The sequence below is a fragment of the Psychrobacter sp. NG254 genome (assembly GCF_015277735.1).
Lineage (GTDB): Bacteria > Pseudomonadota > Gammaproteobacteria > Pseudomonadales > Moraxellaceae > Psychrobacter.
Map to the genome: position 1 here is coordinate 122,720 of NZ_JADHDA010000005.1, position 22,782 is coordinate 145,501.

Annotated in this window: 21 protein-coding genes; 12 read left to right on the plus strand and 9 right to left on the minus strand. The window is 44.1% G+C overall.

Annotation, left to right across the window (positions count from 1 at the left end; translation table 11 throughout):
• Positions 1-11 precede the first annotated feature (11 nt).
• Positions 12-509, plus strand: coding sequence for a hypothetical protein (locus IP510_RS09870; RefSeq protein WP_194364618.1), 498 nt, complete (start codon positions 12-14; stop codon positions 507-509).
• Between the two features lie 140 nt (positions 510-649).
• Positions 650-1,177: a cytochrome b gene (locus IP510_RS09875; protein ID WP_194364619.1), complete on the plus strand. Its 528-nt coding sequence runs from the start codon at positions 650-652 to the stop codon at positions 1,175-1,177.
• A 156-nt stretch (positions 1,178-1,333) separates the two neighbouring features.
• Here the strand turns inward: IP510_RS09875 and minE are convergent, their stop codons facing one another.
• The 5 genes from minE to IP510_RS09900 form a co-directional block, all read right to left on the minus strand.
• Complete coding sequence (minE, locus tag IP510_RS09880) at positions 1,334-1,624, minus strand: cell division topological specificity factor MinE (RefSeq protein ID WP_194364620.1); 291 nt, start codon at positions 1,622-1,624, stop codon at positions 1,334-1,336.
• Positions 1,625-1,626: 2 nt separating this feature from the next.
• Complete coding sequence (gene minD, locus IP510_RS09885) at positions 1,627-2,439, minus strand: septum site-determining protein MinD (protein ID WP_194364621.1); 813 nt, start codon at positions 2,437-2,439, stop codon at positions 1,627-1,629.
• A 487-nt stretch (positions 2,440-2,926) separates the two neighbouring features.
• Positions 2,927-3,757: a septum site-determining protein MinC gene (minC, locus tag IP510_RS09890; RefSeq protein ID WP_194364622.1), complete on the minus strand. Its 831-nt coding sequence runs from the start codon at positions 3,755-3,757 to the stop codon at positions 2,927-2,929.
• Between the two features lie 115 nt (positions 3,758-3,872).
• Positions 3,873-4,958: a hypothetical protein gene (locus IP510_RS09895; RefSeq protein WP_227669642.1), complete on the minus strand. Its 1,086-nt coding sequence runs from the start codon at positions 4,956-4,958 to the stop codon at positions 3,873-3,875.
• Positions 4,959-5,197: 239 nt separating this feature from the next.
• Complete coding sequence (locus IP510_RS09900) at positions 5,198-6,151, minus strand: acyltransferase (protein ID WP_194364624.1); 954 nt, start codon at positions 6,149-6,151, stop codon at positions 5,198-5,200.
• A gap of 370 nt (positions 6,152-6,521) precedes the next feature.
• On the opposite strand from IP510_RS09900, the gene IP510_RS09905 reads away from it, so the two are divergent.
• From IP510_RS09905 to IP510_RS09935, 7 genes are all read left to right on the plus strand, one after another.
• Positions 6,522-7,175, plus strand: a complete 654-nt coding sequence (locus IP510_RS09905) for an OmpA family protein (RefSeq protein ID WP_194364625.1) — start codon at positions 6,522-6,524, stop codon at positions 7,173-7,175.
• A gap of 340 nt (positions 7,176-7,515) precedes the next feature.
• The gene (locus IP510_RS09910) at positions 7,516-8,976 is read left to right on the plus strand and encodes an imelysin family protein (protein ID WP_194364626.1); all 1,461 of its coding nucleotides are present in this window, start codon (positions 7,516-7,518) and stop codon (positions 8,974-8,976) included.
• A 258-nt stretch (positions 8,977-9,234) separates the two neighbouring features.
• On the plus strand, positions 9,235-10,884 hold the full coding sequence (locus IP510_RS09915; RefSeq protein WP_413786478.1) for a di-heme oxidoredictase family protein: 1,650 nt from the start codon (positions 9,235-9,237) through the stop codon (positions 10,882-10,884).
• Between the two features lie 91 nt (positions 10,885-10,975).
• A complete protein-coding gene (locus tag IP510_RS09920; RefSeq protein WP_194364627.1) occupies positions 10,976-12,112 on the plus strand; it encodes an imelysin family protein in 1,137 nt (378 codons plus the stop codon).
• 3 nt (positions 12,113-12,115) lie between these two features.
• Positions 12,116-13,705, plus strand: coding sequence for a DUF1513 domain-containing protein (locus tag IP510_RS09925; protein ID WP_194364628.1), 1,590 nt, complete (start codon positions 12,116-12,118; stop codon positions 13,703-13,705).
• Between the two features lie 145 nt (positions 13,706-13,850).
• Positions 13,851-14,462: a M48 family metallopeptidase gene (locus IP510_RS09930; RefSeq protein ID WP_194364629.1), complete on the plus strand. Its 612-nt coding sequence runs from the start codon at positions 13,851-13,853 to the stop codon at positions 14,460-14,462.
• Positions 14,463-14,688: 226 nt separating this feature from the next.
• Positions 14,689-15,291, plus strand: coding sequence for a methyltransferase domain-containing protein (locus IP510_RS09935; protein ID WP_194364630.1), 603 nt, complete (start codon positions 14,689-14,691; stop codon positions 15,289-15,291).
• On the opposite strand, the gene IP510_RS09940 is transcribed toward IP510_RS09935, so the two are convergent.
• The gene (locus IP510_RS09940) at positions 15,277-15,948 is read right to left on the minus strand and encodes a hypothetical protein (protein WP_194364631.1); all 672 of its coding nucleotides are present in this window, start codon (positions 15,946-15,948) and stop codon (positions 15,277-15,279) included. The two genes, IP510_RS09935 and IP510_RS09940, sit on opposite strands and share 15 nt — an antisense overlap.
• Positions 15,949-15,987: 39 nt before the next feature.
• Positions 15,988-16,896 (minus strand): hydrogen peroxide-inducible genes activator, encoded by a 909-nt coding sequence (locus tag IP510_RS09945; protein ID WP_194364632.1) that lies wholly within the window; start codon positions 16,894-16,896, stop codon positions 15,988-15,990.
• 268 nt (positions 16,897-17,164) lie between these two features.
• On the opposite strand from IP510_RS09945, the gene ahpC reads away from it, so the two are divergent.
• Positions 17,165-17,731 (plus strand): alkyl hydroperoxide reductase subunit C, encoded by a 567-nt coding sequence (gene ahpC, locus IP510_RS09950; protein ID WP_194364633.1) that lies wholly within the window; start codon positions 17,165-17,167, stop codon positions 17,729-17,731.
• Between the two features lie 146 nt (positions 17,732-17,877).
• Here ahpC and IP510_RS09955 read toward each other — a convergent pair whose 3' ends face one another.
• Positions 17,878-18,117, minus strand: a complete 240-nt coding sequence (locus tag IP510_RS09955; protein WP_194364634.1) for a YdcH family protein — start codon at positions 18,115-18,117, stop codon at positions 17,878-17,880.
• Between the two features lie 361 nt (positions 18,118-18,478).
• Here IP510_RS09955 and ahpF point away from each other — a divergent pair, with 361 nt between their 5' ends.
• On the plus strand, positions 18,479-20,056 hold the full coding sequence (gene ahpF, locus IP510_RS09960; protein ID WP_194364635.1) for an alkyl hydroperoxide reductase subunit F: 1,578 nt from the start codon (positions 18,479-18,481) through the stop codon (positions 20,054-20,056).
• A 273-nt stretch (positions 20,057-20,329) separates the two neighbouring features.
• A complete protein-coding gene (locus tag IP510_RS09965; protein ID WP_194364636.1) occupies positions 20,330-21,778 on the plus strand; it encodes an alanine/glycine:cation symporter family protein in 1,449 nt (482 codons plus the stop codon).
• A gap of 61 nt (positions 21,779-21,839) precedes the next feature.
• Here IP510_RS09965 and IP510_RS09970 read toward each other — a convergent pair whose 3' ends face one another.
• Positions 21,840-22,586, minus strand: coding sequence for a glutathione S-transferase family protein (locus tag IP510_RS09970; protein ID WP_194364637.1), 747 nt, complete (start codon positions 22,584-22,586; stop codon positions 21,840-21,842).
• Positions 22,587-22,782: the final 196 nt, after the last annotated feature.

Sequence of the window (22,782 nt, forward strand, 5' to 3'; positions counted from 1 at the left end):
GTGAGCGACGTATGAAACAAATTTTGAAGCATTCGTTTGAGGCTGTCAGTCTATTGACCACTACTAATGGTATGTTGGATATCACGATTGTTCCAGCATTTGATCAGCCTGATTGGGTCATTCCAACCGGTCTGATTTTAAGCGTAGACAATCATCAAGAACGTGTATCTACCTATCATTGGCAGCAGCAAGACGTGGCTGTGTTTCACTTGTTACCACAAGATCAGATACCAGAGAAAATCATCATATTGGAAGGCAATACGACAGACCATCGATTTGCCTTACAAACCGCAGGTGACTTACGTCAAATGCAAGTACGTATTTCTGACGTCAAAGATGTTGATTTACCTGAACAGTTTGGTAGCACCAATATCGATGCAAGCAATGAGTATTTGGACAAAAATGAGGTAGCTTCTTATATCTACCAAGCAGTCACGATTGATGATGTGGTATACATGGTTGCAGATTTGGATAAGATCGCGCATCACCTGATTGATTTGGATGACTAGCTTCTAGTCTAGGTTTGGAGTATTCTTCACTTTATAGATACCGACCCGTGCATACTTATAATTTTTAAGGTTGCATGAGTCGCTATTTTTTCTATAAAATTGATTGGAAATAACTTCGTACACAGATAATAGAGCCCTTCATGAACAATACTCGCTCGCATGTAGCAAAATGGCCCATCAGTAGCCGTATTTTTCACTGGATTAGCGCTGCTCTACTGCTAGTCACATGGTCAATGATCCTATTGTATGAATACTTAGGTAGCAACTCATACATTGGCTATCACAAAGCATTTGGCATCAGCTTGCTGTGCTGGATGATTGCGCGTGTGATAAATCGCATATTTACTAAGGCGCCACCACCGATACCAATGCCAAAATGGCAGTCAGTGGCATCGAAGCTGTCGCACTTCGCCCTGTATGCCATTCTCATTGCAATGCCGATGGCCGGTCTATTGATGTCTGTATATGGTGGTCGACCAGTCGATATTTTTGGCTTGTTCCAAATCCCTGTATTCGTTACGCCTGATCGCACCTTAGCGCGTTTTTATAATGATTTGCATGTGGATATCATTTGGACAATGATTATAGGCTTTACCGTATTACATATCGCAGCTGCGCTATACCATCAGTTCGTCAAAAAAGACAATTTAATAGCACGTATGAAGTAGGCGGTTAGTGATAAAAACCTTGCTATAACACCTTTATATGCTATGCCAACAGACACAAAAAAATAGACACATACAAAAAAGCCCTAAGTAGATTACTTAGGGCTTTTTTTAGGTGAGACCTAAAAGCGTTCATTGATGGTATGAGTGTTTACCCATTTACTTTTTATGTTCAGGCAAATTGATATTCATCTCTAACACATCCAAACTGTCCTCAGAGCGATGATTGATGTTGACATCATCAATCTGCACACCATTGACGTATTTATTAACCACTTCTAAGATTTCACGCTTCATTTTCTCGATACGATCAGCCGTTAGTCGGTTGTTTAAGCGGTTTTCGCTAGCAACGATAACCTTAAGTCGCTCAGTCGCTAGATTAGCGCTGCCTGTATTATTGTTATCGTCAGTACCAAATAGGCTACTCCAAAATCCTTTTTTCTTCGTCATTATTAACCCCCAAACCAGCGCTGTAGTAGACTCTTTTTCTTCACATCAATGTGACGTAGTGGACGCTCTTCACCTAAAAAACGAGCGACGATATCATCATAGCATTGGCCAGCAACAGAATCGGTATAATGAATAACAGGCTCACCGTGGTTAGAAGCCTCAAGAACAGAATGACTTTCAGGAACAACACCAAGCAATGGTACTTTCAAGATATCATTAGAGATGGTATCAATATCCATCATCTCATTTGCAGCAGCACGTTCAGGATTGTAACGAGTGATGATCAGATGCTCACGTACCGTGCCTTGATTCTCTGCCACTTTCTTGGTTTGACTCTGCAAAATACCGATAATGCGATCCGAGTCACGTACTGATGAAATCTCAGGATTAGTAACGATAATGGCCTCATCAGCATGATACATCGCTAACTGAGCACCGCGTTCGATACCAGCAGGTGAGTCGCAAATGATATAGTCAAACTGCTTAGAGAGCTCATCCATCACTTCTGATACGCCCTCGTCAGTCAGTGCGTCTTTATCACGTGTTTGACTGGCAGGTAGGATAAACAAATTTTCAAGCTGTTTGTCTTTGACCAGTGCTTGCGATAAGCGTGCGTTACCAGTAATAACATCCACAAAGTCATACACAATTCGATTTTCACAACCCATGATCAAGTCTAAATTACGTAGACCAACATCAAAATCGATAACAACCGTTTTATAGCCACGTAATGCTAAACCAGCGGCAAAAGACGCACTTGTTGTGGTTTTACCCACACCGCCTTTACCTGAAGTGATTACAACTATCTTCGCCACAATGGCACACTCCTATGAATCAATGGGATATCTTTTATATGAACAGCATAATTGCAGGATATTAGCCTACTAAATTACACTATCTGCGAAGCTAGCCTAGCATAAATAAACAAAGATTTATAGCCAGTCTATACAAAAGCAGAAAAACAACTTATAGACAAGCTATGAAGCCTTTATACTTGATCTTAATAGGCTGATATTAATGATTTTGACGTAATAATAAAGGCACCTATACCTCTTAAATTTTGATAAAAACCAGCCTGTCTTATCGATCAACCTCTTAATTGAACCGACTCACTACATAAATAAGGTCATCAGCCTATTAAAGCAGGGCAATCTTATTCATGATAAGTTCGACGGTCATGCAGTGTAGCCAGTTTGTTTTTCGCAAAAATCACCTGATCGTGTATTATTTTTAATAAGGTGACTATCCCTCTACATTTGATTGTTAGTAATTCGTCATCTACAGCTTATTATCTGTCTGCCGCTATGCTTCATCCATTACTGTAAACACCAAACCTTCGCCTTCGACAAACCTAACCTGTACCGACTTGTCGATGACGTGTGGAGGTAAGTTATCTCGCAGGCAATAAGTCCCTGCAACTGACACCAATGAGGGGTTGAATACTTGGCAAAAAATTCGAGCGTCTTTATCACCTGTTGCGCCTGCAACCAGACGACCTTGGGCACGGCCATACACGTGTAAACTATTATCAGTGATGGCTTCAGCACCGCTATTGATACTACTGGTCAAAATCAAGTCACCACCGACGTGATTCAGGCTCTGTCCTGAGCGTAGCATCTGATCGTAGATGAGACTGGTGATGTGCTGAGCGTTCAGCAACATCTCTGTTGGTGCACTAGACAGGGTCGTTTCAGTCTGAGAGGTGCTAGCGGTAGCATCAGCGCTATCGTTATCACTGACACCGTTACTTGATGTGGCTTCTACAATGGGCTTAGGCGCGCTCAATGGTTTTTTGCTAGGGATAATACGCTCAATACGCTTGCCATCTGCTGGAAAGATAGCCAGACGTTGCTCAATGGCTTGTGAGTCGAGTAAACCCGTCACAACCCCGATCGGCTGTAACCCCCATGACCACAGAAGCTCTATCAATACGGATAAATCTTGCTCTACCTCACTATCAATTAGAATAGGGATGTTGCTTGATTTATTGCTGAGCGTTTCAGCGAGCTGTGCTTCGATAGCGCCGAGCTCATTTGTACTGAGCTGCAAGCGTGAAAAGGTCAGCATCTTGCCATAGAATGCCAAAGCGGGCGCGGTGCTTTCGGTCTGGGTATCGTTGTTTGAAACTGTCATATATAAACTCTCAAAATAATGCTGTCGCTACAGTCACGGTCGTATTTTTATGGTCAAATCAGGGTGTTTGGTAGTCGTGTTATGGGTTTGATAGTCATGTTACGGATTTAATCCGTTATAGATTTAACATGTCTTGGTGTTTCCACTGCTGCACTTTTACCTGTGCTTCAAACTCAGTCAAACTGTCTTCAATGATACTCGAAATTAAGGCATCTAATGCTGGAACATTGGTATTTATTTGAGCAACGCCACTGGCAATGGCCACCATCAATGAATCAAGGAGATTTGGATCGAGTAGGCGTGTGTTCAGCGCATATACTACGTTTTCGCCTATATTGTGCCCGACGTGTTGCAGTTGTGACTCAATTAAGCTGCCCGCAATAGGTATCATGCGTAGGTAACGGCGTAGCTCAGGTGTATTTGCCAAACCCTCTTCAATCGCATTGCCGACTTCAGTGGCCAATATACTGCCACCGCCTGACGCTGTGGTTAACGCTTGTAGTTTGGGCACCAGCTCTGCACGTAATACAGATAATAACGCCGCTTCAATTTCATCACGATTTTTTGCAATGGTCGACTCGATGAAGGATTTATGAGTGTCTGAATTGGTGAGTTCTTGTCGAAGGTTTTGTATCGTGGTCAAAATAACACGATCAGAAAGCTCTTCTAACAGTAGATCAATATAGAACTTGATACGGTTGATCCACGTTTGCGGTAACACTTGATAACCAAGCTGGTATAGTCGACGCCCAATAACCACCGCGCGCAGTAACCGCAAGGCGCGTAGCTGCGGGAAACAGCCAAGCACTTCATACCAATGTACAAAAGGAAAAAAGAACCAGCGATAGTAGACTTTATCCTTGATAGAGATAGCCCAGCGTAACAACAGCTCAAACACTAAAAATAGCGTAAAAAAGCCGCCAACAGTGCGCAGCGGATCGTGCAATGTTGTTTGATACCAGATAAGCGCGTCGCTCACTGTCAGCCACTGCGCAGCATTGGCACTAAAGTTGCTCATCAAAATAGCATCCAGACTGATCAATAATAAATCAATACTGATGGCAATAAGCATGACGATGTCATAAGTCAGTTTTAGGCGGCTTGGTTTTGGACGGTTTGGCTGCAGTGGCTCACCTTCTGCTAGATGAGGCGAGACAGGTGCTGTTAGAGGCGTGCTAGTAGAGGAGGTGGGCACAGTCATACCTTATAATGATAAATGGCACAAAGCGTGAATGAATTTTGGTGGTCGATACAGGTGTCAACACGCACATATTGCCGTCAATACCGTAACAACCCTCAAAAAACGATGACTAGTGACATTATCAATGAATAAGGCTAAAAAACAACCCATCTCTTACTAAAATATACGTATGGCTTTGACCATTACGATAGCGCGTGCCCTTAGTATAGTAGTTAGCTGCGTAAAGGAATCAAGCATGACTATGGTTTAGGGTTTTCGGAAAAATCTGCAAGCATCTCTGTGATGCGTTGGTCTTTTTGACGCCAAACTTGTTCGACCCAATCAAACATCTGCGCTTTGATGTCTTCATCATCTTCGTAGCCGCCTTGCTTGATACCAGCAAACAAAGCGTCTGGTATGTCGATATATCTCAAATCAACGCTCAAACGTTTGATATTACCTTTCCATAGATCGCCATAACTTGGCACACCATCAGGATATACAATCGTCATATCTAATATACCATCAATATCATCACCTAAGGCGCTGATGGCTAATGACAGGCCGCCTGCTCGTGGTTTTAGCAAATGAGTATAAGGAGATTGCTGCTTGGCATGCTTGCCTTTAGTAAAGCGCGTGCCTTCTAGATAATTTAACAAGGTAAAGGGTTTGTCCTTTAAGAGCGCACAGGCACGTTTTGCCTCTTCTATATCTTTACCCTTTAACGCAGGGTTTTTTGCGATGGCTTCTTTGGAGTGCCTACGCATCATGGGAAAGTCTAAAAAGTAAAAGGCTTGACCGACAATAGGAATATAAATCAGCTCAAACTTGGTAAAAAATCGCGTCAGTGGTAGGCGCTTTTCACCAATGTATTGCACGATACTGGTGTCTACCCAAGACTGGTGATTGCTGACAAGCAAGTATTTACCATTGATATGCACATCATCAGGTAGTGTGATTCGCCAGTCTTTGCGCGGCAGCATGTCATCAATCAAAGCACTGTTACTGCTGATCCAATAAGTAGCGATTTTAATTACAGCTTTGTCTGCGATGGGAGCGCCCGTGATGACTTTACCAACACCCATCAACCATAATGGAATGCTACCGCCAAAGCTGTTGGCTGCGATAACGCCTGTGGCTGTGGCAAGTGAGATGGCCTTACTGAGTGTTGGGGCACGCTTGTGCATTTTTCGAATGGCAGATGTCAATCGCATGCTCAATCCTTTTTGTTCAATCTTATTAAATTGTGTCAATTACCAATAGTCTGTAGCAAATATCTCATCTAATCTTCGTTAGACCAAGCCTTATTTGGCGGTATAATTTTAGCAGAATTGGGGCAGGCGAGATGAAGGTAAACGTGACTTGTGATAGCAGAAAATGCAGGATATCTGTTAAGACGATAGAGGGTGTCGGTAATATAATCTGCACTTCTCATACATAGGCATGACAAAATATTACACACGTTTAGATTGCAGTTGCCATAATAATGGCGATAAGTACTTAAAAGATTAATGGATAATCTTTATAAAAAAGCACGATTTATATAACTTTTACACACAAATTTGATACTTGAGAGGAAATATTATGCGTAATACATTAATGATTGCAGCAGTAGCATCAGGTCTGGTTCTTAGCGGTTGTACTACTACTGCTGATGGACAACAACGTTTGAATAAAACCGCTATTGGTAGCTTGGCTGGTGCAGTTGGTGGGGCCGCTATTTCTAAAGCAACTGGTGGCGACAAAACTGGTCGTGACGCAGCGATTGGTGCAGCACTAGGCGCTGGCGTTGGTTACTACATGGAGCGTCAAGCTAAGCAACTTGAGCAACAGATGGCTGGTACTGGCGTGACTGTTGAGCAGAACCCAACGACTGGTAACATTGATCTTGTTATGCCTGGTAGCATCACGTTCTCATTCAATGATGCAACGCTTAGCCAATCATTCAAGCCTACGCTTGATAAGCTAGCTACTACCATGAACCAGTATAACCAAAACACCATCACTATTGCCGGTCACACTGATAGTGTAGGTTCAGCATCTTATAACATGGGTCTGTCACGTGACCGTGCTTACTCAGTTGCTAACTACTTAACGGCTCGTGGTGTTGCTTCTAACCGTGTCAATGTAGTCGCTTATGGCGAGTCGCGTCCAGTTGCAGATAACAACAGTGACTACGGTCGTCAGCAAAACCGCCGTGTTGAGCTAACAGTTAACGCTCCACAGAGCGTAAACTAATCTATATTTTCTTATAGATATCGAGTACGTATCGTCTAGATTGAGATAGATACTCCTAAAAGAGTCAGCAATATGCTGGCTCTTTTTTATGTGTTTAAGTTGGTGATAGCAGTGGATTTTCGTAGCTTAAGTTAATATAAAATTAAATATTGATAATGATTATCAATAACACTATAATTTACCAGTGTTTTTTATCATCACGATATTATAAGTCTTGATTGCGCCTTATAAATAACGATGGCGTATGGATAAGGCAGCTGACTGTAATTATGGCTTGATTATCAGAATAATTGAGGCTACTTAACCAAAACAAATTTTTGCTATATTTTTGAGGATATGTATGACGATTACCACAGTAAAGAGCCGTAAGATTCTACCAACTACTTTAGCTGTTGCACTGGCAGGACTATTGATGGTGTCGGGCTGTACCAAACAAGCCGATGAGGAAACGACTGCGAGTACAGAAGCGCAGGCAGACGTAGCAAGCACTGAGTCAAGTGATGGCATAGAGATGTCAGCGGCTGAAAAAGCACACATTGATAGATTGGTTATCAGCTATGCAAATATGGCACATGCTGCTTATAAAGACTCGCTCAACACTGCTAAAGCCTTGCAAACGGCAGTAAACACATACGTAACCACGCCAACACAAGAAAATCTAGACGCTGCCAAAGCGGCTTACAAAGCTGCACGTCAGCCATACTCACAAACCGAAATTTTCCGTTTTGATGAAGGCTTTGTGACAGCAAATGATAAGCGCGCTATCAATAGCATCGATAGCTGGGAAGGTCAGATCAATGCTTGGCCACTGGATGAAGCACTGATTGATTATGTCAGTGATGACTATGAAGGTGAATATAATAGCAAAGACAACATCATCAATAGTGATAGTATCGCTGTGGGTAGTGTCAAGCAAGATACTACTAGCATTACGCCTGAGCTACTTGCAGAAATGAATGAGATCGGTGGTAGCGAAGCCAATGTCACGACGGGCTATCATGCCATTGAGTTCATGCTATGGGGTCAAGACACTAACGGCGTCAAAGAAGGTGCTGGCAATCGTCCAGTCACTGATTATGCGACTGAAGCTGGACAGTGTACCAGTGGTGATTCGGTCAACGAAGATGCCAGTATTTGTGAGCGCCGTGGTGATTTCTTAAAGGCAGCGACTCAATTGCTAGTGGATGATTTGACCGCGATGGAAGCCCAGTGGCAGCCTGAAACTGACAATACCTTGCGTAGTGATCTGATGGCACGTAAATATGATAACGGTCTGCGCCAAATCATGTACCAAATGGGCAGTTTAGCCTTAGGTGAGCTTGCCTCTGAGCGTATGCAGGTTGCTTTCGTTACAGGCTCTACCGAAGACGAGCATGAGTGCTTTAGTGATTTGACGCATCTGAGCTATGCCAATAATGCCCGTGGTATCCAGAATGTCTTTAACGGTAACTATAAAACCGTCGCTGGCAAAACAGTGGGTGGCTATGGCATTAAAGACTATCTCACGGATAACGGACATACAGAGGCTGCTGATAAATTGGCTGCTGACTTTAGCAAAGTAGAAGGTGCATTCAACGTCATCGTAGAAAAAGGTGAAAAAGACGGTATCAAGATTGATCAGATGATCGCAACTGTCGGTCAAGCAAGTAAAGAAGGCATCTCTGCTGAAGAGCAAAATACGCGCCGTGGATGGGTTGAAGCGGGTATCAACAGCTTGCAAGAGCTGACCGCTGGTATCGAAAACGCGGCCAAGGCTGTCGGAATTGATAATCTAGATGCAGATGCGGGTTCACAGTTTTAGGCTCAGCTGTGATGACTAAAGGCTGTTCATGCTATTTATGATATTGCATCAGTGATGACAATTGAATGAGCATTGGCCTTTATACAGGTAAATTGGATATAGTACATACGTTGTCGACTAGGGTTGGCAACGTATTTTTACGAGCATGAACATGAGCTGATCAGCCAGTGTTTTAGATGGATTATGCCTAGGACGAGTAAGGGCGTGACCGCTAGCAATTTTTATGGTTCTACTCCAAAACCAAGGCGCTTAATTTTTATGAAAGCCATTTATACCAAATCTTCTACTTCTCTTTTTCCTTCTAAACGGTCAAATAACCTCCCGTCCAAGCTTGCGCTCATCATGATGGGAGCTGTGGTACTGAGTGCCTGTCAACCAACTGATAGTGTGTCCAATGACACCTCAGACAGTGAGAGCACAGCAAATACCAGCGAAAAAAACCAGCCTCTAACATCCGAGCATACCAAAAATATCGAAGCATTGGCGGGTATGCCGATGCAGCAGTTGGTCAGTTTTGATCCTCAAGAGATTAAGCAAGGCGGCGACTCTGGTATCAGTATCAGTAGTGCAGAGAGCTACTCTAAACCTTCATCGAACATAGCGGCTTCGCGCAAGGGGTCGTTTTTCATCGGCAATGCATTCTTTAAGCAGCCATGGGTCGTGGCCCCTGCCAGTACTGACAGTCGTGATGGACTGGGTGCATTGTTCAATGTGGCCGCTTGTCAGTCCTGTCATGTGAAAGACGGACGAGGCCACGCGCCGATGACCGCCGATGACGATGCAGACAGTTTGTTGATTCGTCTGTCTATGCCTGCGACCACGGACGAGCAACGAGAGCAACTAAAGAACTCGCTCATCGAAAAAGTCGTCCACCCGATGTATGGGGGGCAGCTGCAAGATCGCGGTATTCAAGGTGTGCCTGCTGAGGCGAGAATAGCGGTGCAGTGGACGGATAAGCCTGTGACTTTTGCTGATGGGTATGTCGAGACGCTACGCGCGCCCACCTTTAACTTGACCAATCCAGGTTATGGTGCTTTTGATGATGCGATGATGGTATCACCGCGTGTGGCGCTACCAATGATTGGACTGGGAATGTTAGAGCAAATACCTGATAACGATATCAAAAAACAAGCCGTTAATCAGGATAAAAGTGGCATCAGTGGCAAGTTCAACTGGGTCATGGATCCGCAAACTGGCAAGCAAGCGCTTGGACGTTTTGGTTGGAAAGCGGGTCAAACCAAGCTGATTACTCAAAACCAAAGTGCGTTTAATGAAGACATGGGGCTAACCTCAAATATTCGTCCTAACGAGTCATGTATGCCAACGCAGACAGCTTGCTTAAAGGCGGCGACTGGGGCTGATGAGCAAGGCAATGGTAAGTCGCCTGTCGAAGTGAATGATGAAGTGGCTAAGTTTGTGGAGTTTTATACTCGTAATCTAGCAGTGCCGCATCGCCGTAACGCTGATGATGCACTCGTACTCGCTGGTAAAAAACGCTTTTATGATATGGGTTGTCAAAGCTGCCATACGCCAAGATATCAGTTGCCAAAAACCGACGATGATCATCTTGAGCAGCATGGACAAGTGATTTATCCTTACACAGATTTGTTATTGCATGACATGGGTGATGATCTCGCTGATCGTACAATCGCGGGTAAATTGCCGCCGAAAGATTTCCAAGTTGAGTTCTTAGCCAGCTCTTATGAGTGGCGCACACCTGCACTTTGGGGCGTGGGACTGGCTCAAACGGTTGACCCACAAGCGACGTTTTTGCACGATGGTCGTGCTCGTACGCTGATGGAGGCTGTACTGTGGCATGGCGGAGAGGCCAAAAAACAACAGCAGGAAGTATTGAAATTAGATAAGAAAGGTCGCACTGAGCTAAATGCGTTCTTAAAATCATTATAAAAACAATACGACCAAATACAGTGTGTGACCTGTTTTTGATAATGATGTACATACGATATAACTGACTACTTATAATATTACCGAGAAACTTATGAAAATAAACCACGCTTTGGCAATGGCGCTATCTGCATTGAGCGCCGGATTGCTTATTAGCTGTGTCAAACCCGCTGACGATAATAAAGCGGCAGAGGTGGACAGTGAAAAAGTTGTCCAAGACAGCCCAGCAGATGTGGACAGTGCAAGTGCTGAAAAAATCGTCGCTGTCGATATCAGTCCTGAGACCCAAACGACCTACTTGACGCATGTGGCAGACGAGATTGTGATTCCAGCCTATGCCGATGTGGCCAAGCAGAGCGACCTGCTGAATGAGTTGGCACAAAAACACTGTCAGCAAGCGCCTGTCAGCGGTGACGAGCTACAGTCACTACGCGCGCAGTGGTTGGTACTAGCACAAGCTTGGGCGAGTGCTGAGATGGTCAATTTTGGCCCTGCGACTGCCAGTATGAGTAATCTGTACATCAACTATTATCCTGATGAGCGCGGCTTGGTACACAGTGGTGTGGCAGATTTGATTGCTGCCAATCCAAAGCTAACGCCAGAGCAGCTCGCTGACGAAAGTGCGATTGTGCAAGGCGTGCCAGGATTAGAAGAAGCACTATATGCCAATGATAGCTTGGACGCAGGTCAGTGTGCTTATGTGCTTAGCGCAACGAGTGCGCTGAGCACCCGTCTAAAAGCTATTGAGAAAAACTGGCAACAGAACGCGACCGAATTATTGGCGATTGACAAAACAGCCGAGAGCGATCGAGGCCTAAACCAATGGGTAAACTCTCTGCTGTCATTGATTGAGACCATGAAATCTAACGCGATTGATCAGCCACTTGGTCTAACGGGCAAAGCAAAAGGCCATTTGCCAGCTGCTACTGCTGGTCAAAGTCGCGCTATTATCAATGCCAAATTAGACACTATCAATAAAGCCATGACCGACCCTGTATTGACGGCTATCCTTAACAGCAATGGCGAAAGTAAAGTAACGGACAATCTGTCAACTGCCCTGGCTGATACAACCACGTTGCTGGCGCAGATGCCAGAAGATCTTGCAAAAGCGGACAAAGCTGATCAAAAAGCGCTATATGACCATCTCACGACAGTCACGCGCTTAATCAAGCGTCAATTGATTCCAGCACTTGGTATCCGTGTGGGTTTCAATAGTACTGATGGCGATTAGACAATGTCTATCATCGAAGCGAATGCAGCAGTGCAAGTGCCTAAAAATCGTCAGTCATCGTCTGAGGGTCAGTCAGGAACACTAAGTTATGAGCTACTGACAACCTCGATGCTGACAGCACTTGGTACAGTGGCTCTGGTCGGCATACATCACCATTATCGTAAACAGCAGCATCCTGATGCCAGTTTGCAAGATTATGTCAACGGTATTCGTACGCAGTGGCAGACATTACGATCTGTCCCTGATTCTACGCCGAAGCTCGCGCGCCTTCGCTATGCTTGTCAGCAAGCGTCGGCAACGTGGCAGCAGGCTTATCAGCATGATATAGGTAGTGATAAGCCTGCTTCACCTGACTTTACTGCTATGCACACGACGACGATGTTGGCGAGACCAGTCAGTTGGGTCAGCGGTGTGGCATCTATGCCAAAAGACAACACGTCACTGAATCATAATGAGCATGATTTTGGTGTGGTTGGTATCGATGCTGACAGACAAATCGTTTGGCAGACGACTATGCCAGAGCGTGTCCATGATATCGTTGTACAGCCCCTGTCCAAGCCTAACCGTGAACCTAAGCCTGATACTCAAGATGAGTCTGATGTTCAAGCTGAGTCGAGTTATGCTACCCAAAAACGCGATGTCGTCGTGATGGGACGACGCCCAAGCGAAAAATTTTGGGTGCTAAAGACTTCTAATGGACAGGTACAATATGCGATAAAATCTGACAAGAATCGCCATTTTTATGGTCATGCTTGCTATAGCTTAGATGGCAAATGGCTCTATGTGACTGAGAATGATACAGTCAGTCTGGCAGGTAAAATTGGTATCTATGATGCCAACGATGCTTATAAAAAAGTAGCAGAGTTCGACTCGCATGGTATTGGCCCGCATGAGCTGATTATGCATCCTGATGGTCAAACGCTAGTGATTGCAAACGGCGGTATCAAAACTGAGCAGGCCTCACGCGAGGAGCTGAACCTAGATACTATGCGCCCATCATTAGTGTATCTGAATCGCCATGATGGCACACTGCTTGAGCAAGTGACTCCCGAGCACAATCAGATGAGTGTGCGTCACTTAGCCATGCACGATGATGGCACTGTCATGATCGGTATTCAGTTCCAAGGTGAAAAACACATTAATGTACCATTGGTGTTGACTCATCAGCGTGGTGATGTCAGTTTGACACCGCTCACGATGCCAAACAATCAATGGCAACGCTTTCATCAGTATATCGCTAGCGTGGCTGTTGATAGTGAGCGCAATCTACTCTGCGTAACCACGCCGATTGGTGGTTGTGCGGCAATCTATGATTTGACGACTCGAGATTTAATCGATGATGTCAGTCTGCCAGACTGTGCAGGGGCTTCGATTTTAGCTAACTCTGATGCATCAGCTAGCAACATGGACGACCGTACCGAGCCCTCAGGGTTTATCGTCAGTGATGGACAAGGGCAGTTAACAGCGTTAAGAGTAAATGCTTTTCCAAAGGTAACACTGGACGCAAATGATGCTGAACATGCTGAGCGTATTATCAAAAGCATCAAGCCACATAAAATGTCTTTTGATAACCATTTACAAGCGCTGTGCTAGGTAACGGTCGATGAAGATTGCCACTATGAATAACCAAATAGGCAAGGCTATCAATCATGACTATTACGGTAATTTTAGGAATAGTCAGTCAAGGAGATAGGGTATTAGCGTAGACATCAGTTTAGATACTGTCAGGCAGCAGCTCATGCAGGCTGGTATCGCGCTGCATGTCAGTAAAAAGCGTGTCAAAAATATCAACTTTCGCTTAAAACCTCATTCACTGATGGTCTCTGTGCCGATGACTATCAGTGAAGCACATCTAGCACAGTTTGTGGCCAAGCGAATACCTTGGGCCATGATGCATCACCCGCAAGTACTAGCGCAATACAGACGTAGACAGAGCACGTCGTCTGATACTTCAGCTGCTAATAATTCAGTTTTATTATGGGGTACAGAGCAATCATTTACGCTCAGGCCCGATCAAAAAATCACTTATTATCGGCAACAACTCTCCGATGTCATGCCATCGCTATTTGACAAGTGGCAGCCAATCGTTGGCGCTCATGCCAATGAGATTCGTCTGAAAAAAATGCACACACGCTGGGGTAGCTGCAACACACGCGCAAAGCGAGTTTGGCTATCCGTTTATCTGCCTGCTTATCCTATCGAATGCACTGAATACGTCATTGTCCACGAGCTGTGCCATTTACATCACGCCAATCATAGCCACGCATTTTGGCAGACAGTGGCGACAGCCATGCCAGATTATCAACAATGGCATAATATGCTGGCGGGCAAGACAGGGCAGTTGGACTGAACGTATCACCTAACTATCTAATCACCTAATTATCTAGATAGGCCTAGTAAATACCTTGAGATTATCTACGCTACACTCCTTGTTTAATGGCAATGTTTGATAGCAATCTACTGTATTGTTATCACCATTTTTAAAGTGACGACATGCCTTAATAAGCCTGCTATGATAAGAAATAACGGTACAAATCGTGTCGATTAACTATCATGTTTGTATACAAGGATGTCATATGGAAAACGTCAGTGAAGCAGGTTTTTGGCAGCAGCGCTATGAGAGAGACAGTATCGGTTGGGACATGGGTCAAGTGTCACCGCCGCTCAAAGCTTATATCGATCAGTTACCTGAGGGTGCAAAAGATCAAGCGATATTGGTAGCGGGTGCCGGTAATGCATACGAAGTAGGTTATCTACATGAGCAAGGGTTTACCAATGTGACGTTGGTTGATTTTGCGCCTGCGCCGATTGAAGCCTTTGTCAAACGCTATCCTGACTTCCCCACTGAGCATTTGGTTTGTGCGGACTTTTTTAGCTTATCGAATGAGCAGTATCAATTTGATTGGATACTTGAGCAGACGTTTTTTTGTGCGATCAATCCATCGAGACGTGATGAATACGTGCAACAAATGGCAAAATTACTAAAGCCACAAGGTAAGCTGATTGGATTGTTGTTTGATACGGATTTTGGACGGGATGAACCACCATTCGGCGGTACCAAAGAAGAATACCAGCGGCGTTTTGACACTCATTTTGACATTGAAATTATGGAGCGCAGTTATAATTCACATCCAGCGCGACAGGGTAGCGAGCTATTTATAAAGCTACGAGCAAAGTAGCGAATTAATCTCGCGTTTGATGTTATCACGAGCATGATTTTCTAACAGCTCATGATAATAGTCAGTCAGATACAGTCTTGGGTGCGCCAGTAGTCCCTCCAGTACGGCAGTGCGCCCGTCGCGGTACTGTGTATCTAAAACATGCGCATACTCTTGACGTATGGCGTTTGCATACTGCTGATAGGTAGACCACGTTGTACCCAACACACTCAAGTCCATATCTAACAAATACGCTGCATCGTTATATTTGTCACTGTCTATTAACGCATCTATCTGATGACTAGCGGTCATCATGATGAGTGCATAGATATGCTGGCATTGCTCATCGCGTAGATAAGGACTTAATGCATTGACTGCATATTCTGCACTTCTCAATTCATTGTCTGAGCGGGTTGGGTCATATATTACATCATGGTAATACACTGCCAACGCAATGATATGTGGCTCAGACAGAACGTGCTGAATGCTCTCAAACTGGACGAATAATTGCTCAATATGCTCGAGGGTATGATAGGCACGTTGGTGTTCGCTATAATTCGCTGCGATATCTTGCCAAAGTGCTTGTGCCTGCTCTGGCGTGACATCGCTATCGATAGCAGATAAGTGCAAGTAAAAACGATTGCCCAGCTCGGTATTTAGTGGTGACAGTTCGCTCATATTCATCCTTGATTGCCTAGCATCCTTGATTGCTTACAACTATTTTGTATCAGCCGCATCTTTAAACGCTTGATTAAACACATCACCCAGCAGACTGACATCGTCAACACGCGCATAGTTCAAGCGGGTAACAAAGGCAATATGGCGGTGTGGTCCGTCTTCTGCCAGTGGTATCGCGACGGCATTTTGGTTTTGCAGATGTAGCTGATCGAGTGCCATCTCAGGGACTAGCGTCGTGCCCATGTTGGCAAGTGCCATTTGAATCAAAGTATTTAGACTGGCATCTGAGAAGCTTGATTTCATTTGGGCGCGGTCAAAGTGACAGACAGACAGCGTTTGGTCGGTCAAGCAATGCCCTTCGCCAAGTAACATGAGATTGGCAGTGGCTAGCTCGTCAGCATTGATGGTTTCAAGCTTGGCATGGACATCGTCTTTTGGAAATACAGCAAAAAAGTCCTCACTCCAAAACTCAAAACTGTGTAACCCATCGACCGCATACGGCAGCGCAATAATAGCGGTGTCAATATGACCGTAACGCACTTGTTCGAGCAGACGCTCGGTTTGTTGCTCAACAATGTTCATACGAAACTCAGGATATTGAGAACGCAGTGCAGGCAGTACTTTTGGCAGTAAATACGGTGCAATCGTTGGAATGATACCCACGGTCATGGGGTACGCCAGCGGCGTCTGATGGCTGTGCGCGCGTGTGGTCAGGTCGCTCACCTCAGAAAACACTCGCTGCGCCCGTGTGAGGATGTCCTGACCGATTGGGGTGATCAATACCTGTTTGTTATTACGCTCAAAAATCTGCGTATCCAGCTGTTTTTCTAATTCGGCGATACCCAAACTCAGGGCAGATTGTGAGATATTGCAGTCTTCTGCGGCGCGTTTAAAATGACGATGTTTGGCTACGGCTAGAGCAAACTCAAGTTGTCGTAAAGTAATCATAAAACCTCTCTTTTAGTGGGTTTTTCATGCAAATTATTATGCTTAGTTGACCTTTATAAGGCAGTAAATTACCAATTGTGAACGGGTGATAGAGTATAGAGAGAATAGTTTAACAAGTTTAATAAAACAAAACATCACATTAAAAACTTTTAACTGGATTAACCATAGAATTCGCGTATAGTTTGTCGGGTAGCCCAGATTCATTAAGGGTTAATCTGAAAAACCATATAAATAATTTTCAATTTACTTCACTATAAAGGATCCAATCATGGCGTCTATCATTAACCAAGAAATCCCAGAATTTTCAGCAGATGCGTACGTAAACGGTGAGTTCAAAACCATCACCTCTGACGACGTAAAAGGCAACTGGGCAATTTTCTTATTCTACCCAGCTGATTTTACTTTTGTTTGCCCAACTGAGCTTGAAGACATGGCTGCTCATTACGACGAGCTTAAAGGCCTTGGTGTTGAAGTATACTCAGTATCAACTGACACGCATTTCACGCACAAAGCATGGCATGATTCTTCAGAAGCCATTGGTAAAGTACAATATCCAATGATCGGCGATCCTACTGGTCGTATCACTCGCGGCTTTAACGTGATGATCGAAGAAGCAGGTTTGGCTGAACGCGGTACGTTCCTAGTAGATCCTGATGGCTTGATTCAAGTAGCTGAGATTCATGCTGGCGGTATTGGCCGTAGTGCAAAAGACATGCTACGCAAAGTAAAAGCGGCACAGTACGTTCGTGAAAACGACGGCGAAGTTTGCCCAGCAGCTTGGGAGCAAGGCGGCGAGACATTGAAGCCAAGTCTTGATCTAGTTGGTAAAATCTAAGTAGGTATTTTACTGCTTAAGTAAATATAGTATTGGTCGATACAATTAGGTCAAACCAGTACAACTAAAAAGACCCTATCAGCGATTGTTGATGGGGTCTTTTTTGCTTGTATGCTATGTAGTTATATATTTTATAAGTATCAGACTTAACCTGCTTGGTTGGCATCTATGGTTCTATAGATCTCATCTTTGAGATGCAACTTCCGTCGTTTCATTTGTTCTATTTCTTCGTCACGACTGGCATGCTTTACCAAATCTTTTTCGAGATAATTGATCTTTTGATCAAGCTCAGTATGCTCATCAAAAATACTCGCAAAATGACTGTCTTTGAGTTTTAGCTCGGCAATAATATCTTTATTGTCGTGGAAGGTATCTGTTTTTCTCATGTGTTCATCCTTGTCATGAAACGCAAACTTGTCATAAGCAGTTGCGTATTGTTGTAAAAGGCGGTGTAACGTAAGAACTATTCTCGATTGTAGCGAAAAAACCCTTTAGAAACCACGTCTATTATCTGTCAGTGTATTTGTATTTAATTTATTAAATTAAATAACGATTGGTTTTATAAAACATAAGGTTTGAGTTTCTCAGCTTGCTCAAATCCCTCAAACACCTGATAATAGGGACATCAAAGGGTACAAGCCCACTACATATTACGTTTTATACATAATTATTAATCCCAACTATTTTATATTTAGACGCGCAGCATGACAGTTGCCGTTACATATTCAGCCATAATGAGGAACAAACATGATAGACCAGAATTTATTAGATGCCGTTAAGAGCTATAGCGAAAATATGACCCGCCCAATTACCTTCGTATTGGGTACTGGCACACATACAAAACGTGCAGAATTGGTGGATTTTTTGACCAAGATTGCGGGTACAACCGATAAAATCAATTTCGATGCAGCAGCGACTGATGATAGCTTACCTAGTGCGATTAGTTTCAAAGTAGTCAGTCATATTGAAGGTGCGTCAGCTGATACTGGTATTGTATTCAGCGGTATCCCAGGCGGCCACGAGTTTACTTCATTGATTTTGGCAATCTTGCAGGCTGGTGGTCATACGCTTAAATTGGATGAAGGTATCCAAAAGCTGGTCAAGCGTTTTAATAAGCCATTACAGTTCCAGACCTATGTGTCGTTGTCTTGCCACAGTTGCCCAGAAGTGGTTCAAGCATTGAACCAATTTGCATTACTGAATGATGGTATCAGCAACGAGATGATCGATGGTGCATTGTTCCAAGAACAGGTAGAAGCGAACAAAATCCAAGGTGTACCAGCGGTATTCTTGAACGGCAAGCCGTTTGCTAACGGTCTCATTGACACTGCAAAATTGATCGGAAAATTGCAAGAGCAGTTCCCAGATCTACTGTCAGACGTAGAAGACGATGCTGAGCAATTAGAGCAGCAAGACGTTACTATCATTGGTGCTGGTCCTGCAGGCGTGGCAGCTGCCATCTATACAGCACGTAAAGGTCTGAAAGTAACCATGGTCGCTGATCGTATCGGTGGACAGGTGAAAGACACACAAGATATCGAAAACTTAATCTCTGTACCGCTAACGAATGGCACCGACTTATCGACCAATTTCGTCAAGCATTTGGCCGAATACAACATCACGCTAAAAGAGCATGTGAGCGTCAAAGACATCGGTGAGACTGAAGAAGAGAACTATCGTATTCAGTTAAACACGGGCGAGACGTTTGAGACTCGCAGTATCATCCTAGCGACTGGTGCTCAGTGGCGCAAGCTGGGTGTACCGGGCGAAGAAGAAAACATTGGTAAAGGCGTGGCATTCTGTGCGCATTGTGATGGACCCTTCTTTAAGGGTAAAGACATCTCAGTCATCGGCGGTGGTAACTCAGGTGTCGAGGCAGCACTAGATTTGGCAGGTATCGTCAATCACGTCACTGTGCTTGAGTTTGCTGATGATCTAAAAGCTGATCAGGTACTCATCAATAAAGCCAAAGAAAAAACCAACATTGAGTTCATTACAGGGGTAGCCACCCAAGAGATCAAAGCGACTGATGGTAAAGTGTCATCAATCGTCTATCAAGATCGCAGTACTGGTGAGAACCATGAGCGTGATTTATCAGGAGTATTCGTACAGATTGGTCTGGTACCAAACACTGGATTCATCAAAGGCTTTGTTGATCTCAACCGTTTCGGTGAGATTGAAATTGATGAGCGCTGCCGTACAGATCGCAAAGGCATCTTTGCTTGCGGTGATGTAACGACTGTCCCATTTAAGCAGATTAACATCGCGATGGGTGAGGGTAGTAAAGCGGCATTGTCAGCGTTTGAATATTTGGTCATGCAGTAAGCTGTTTTGGTCTACGCTATTCAGCAGTAAAGTTAGTCTAAGAAGCCACCTCAATTGAGGTGGTTTTTTTGCGCTTGTGTAGGAGTTTTTCTATAGAATAGCGCCTAAAGTTTAGAAACCAGTCATTTGGATGAGTGAACAAAGCAATTTCTATTGAAAAATATTATCATTTACGTTACAAATGCGCCATTTTCGTTACAAATACGGGTCTTAGATGCGATAATAAGCCCAATAAAACCTATCATAGCGTCATGAACTATAAGGAAAATAGCCATGGAATATATAGAATCTTTTTTTGCCCTAGTCGGGGATCTAACGTGGGGCTGGGCACTCGTGCCTATGTTAATTATTTTTGGTTTGTTATTTACCATTGTGGGCAAGTTCGCCCAGTTTACATATTTTAAACGTATGTTCCGTGTGTTTAAGACGGATGAAGTAGGGGATGACGGCATTTCTGCCCGTCAGGCGTTGCTGGTGTCGATCGGTGGGCGTGTTGGCGGTGGTAATATTGCTGGTGTTGCCGTTGCGATCTCTTTAGGTGGCCCTGGTGCGGTTTTTTGGATGTGGGTTGTGGCCCTCATTGGCATGATGACCAGTATTGTTGAGTGTAGTTTGGCTCAGCTGTACAAGCGTAGAGACAATGATGGTAACTTTCGCGGCGGCCCTGCAACCTATATCCTGCATGGTTTAGGTAAAGATTATCGCTGGCTCGCCGTCATTTATGCGATCTCGCTACTACTGTCTTTCTCTATTGGGTTTGTGGCATTCCAAGGCAATACGGTGGCAGGTTCTGCGCTTGAAAGTTTCGGCATTGATCGCTGGATATCAGGTGCAGTACTGGTGGTTGCAGGCGGTTTTATCGTCTTTGGCGGTATCCAGCGCATTGCAAAAGTAGCCGATGTTGTCATTCCTGTGATGGCCTTAATCTATATTGGTATGGCGCTGATTGTTATCGTGCTTAATATCACCGAACTGCCTGCATTGATGGCGATGATTGTTAAAAATGCGTTTGGTATTGAATCTGTCGTAGGCGGTGGTATCGGTGTGGCAATTGAACAAGGCATGAAGCGCGGCTTATTCTCTAACGAGGCAGGTTTGGGTTCTGCACCTAATATCGCTGCTACTGCTTATGCCACGCATCCTGTCAGTCAAGGTATCTCACAGTCACTGTCTGTGTTTATTGATACGATCGTCGTGTGTAGTGCTACGGCATTCATGATTTTGCTGAGTGGTGTATATCAACCCGGTGCTGAAATCGATGGTATTGTACTAGCACAGCAAGCACTGACCGCTCAACTTGGTGATTGGTCACAGTATGTGTTAACCATCTCACTATTGCTGTTTGCACTAAGCTCTATCATGTATAACTACTATATGGGCGAAAATGCGATTAACTTCTTGGTTAAGAAGAATATCAAAATGGCGACCTTGGTGTTACGAATTGTCGTGATTGCGATATTGTTCTTGGGAGCAGTAGCACCTACGGCAACCGCAGTGTTCTTCTTTGCTGACCCGCTAATGGGCGTGCTAGCACTAGCAAACTTATTGGCCTTGATTATGTTGTTTCCGCGAGCCAAGCGTCTACTTGACGACTTTGCAGGTCAATTAAAAGCAGGGGTTAAAGAGCCGTTATTCGATGCACAAGAGTATGAAAAACTGGATCTCGATCTGAGTGCATGGGGTAAAAAAGCCGTAAAAGAAGCATTAGAGCAAAAGCAGTAAAACGTTATGCTTGAAGTCTTATCAAATAAAAAACCACTCTAGCTAAGCTAAAGTGGTTTTTTTAATTGGCTAGTACTCCAACGACAGACAGTATCTCGCCTGCTTCATCTTCTTCAATGATACGAGTCTCTGCTAGTGCTGACTGTTGCCACGCTAGTATGTGCGAGTTATTCATTATAGTTTGACAATACTGCTTGGTCAATGGCTTGAGTTCGATATCAGACGCATCGGCATAGGTCTGTAATCGCAGTACCACTGGAGCAAAAAAGACATCAGCTGCTGTGACATCTCCAAATAAAAAACTGTCTTTTGAGCGTCCTTTTAAACAATCAGCAAAAATACTCTCAATGCGAGCAATATCTGCTAAGCACGCGTCGCTTGGTTGTATCCTAGCGACTGCTCTGATATTCATAGGCATCTCGTTACGAATACCTGTCAATCCTGAATGCATCTCCGCCACGATGCTTTGGCAATAGGCGCTATTTATTCTACTTTGACTGTCATGCTGTGCGTCAGCGTTAGACTTCTTCATGCCTGTCCAAATATTACTATCGGTAAAGTACTCATTAACATGTATCGCAATGGCCAGCGTATCCCAGACGGTTACTTGCTTATCGCCCTCACCATAGACCAATATAGGTACTTTGTCCGTTGGCGAATGCGCCTCAAGCGTTGGACGTGCTGATGGATGGAACAGCTCGATAAGCTGCTCATCAAAGTCAATATCGAACGCTTTGAGCAGCAGCCAAGCCTGTAGCGACCAAGAGGAGTAATTTTTATTGCCGATGATAAGTAGCGGTTTTTGCATCATGCAGTCCTATTAGCCATGTCAATTTTTTATTATAGTCAAGCCTATATAAATTCGCTACATCGTCATCCTCGCTAAGCATACTAATGTATAACTTGCACTCGGTTTCCTTGTATCGAAATTATATTGAACTGACTATATGTACTCAATATTGAAAGTGTACCAGTCTATAATTTGAGCGATATTTTTGTCATTT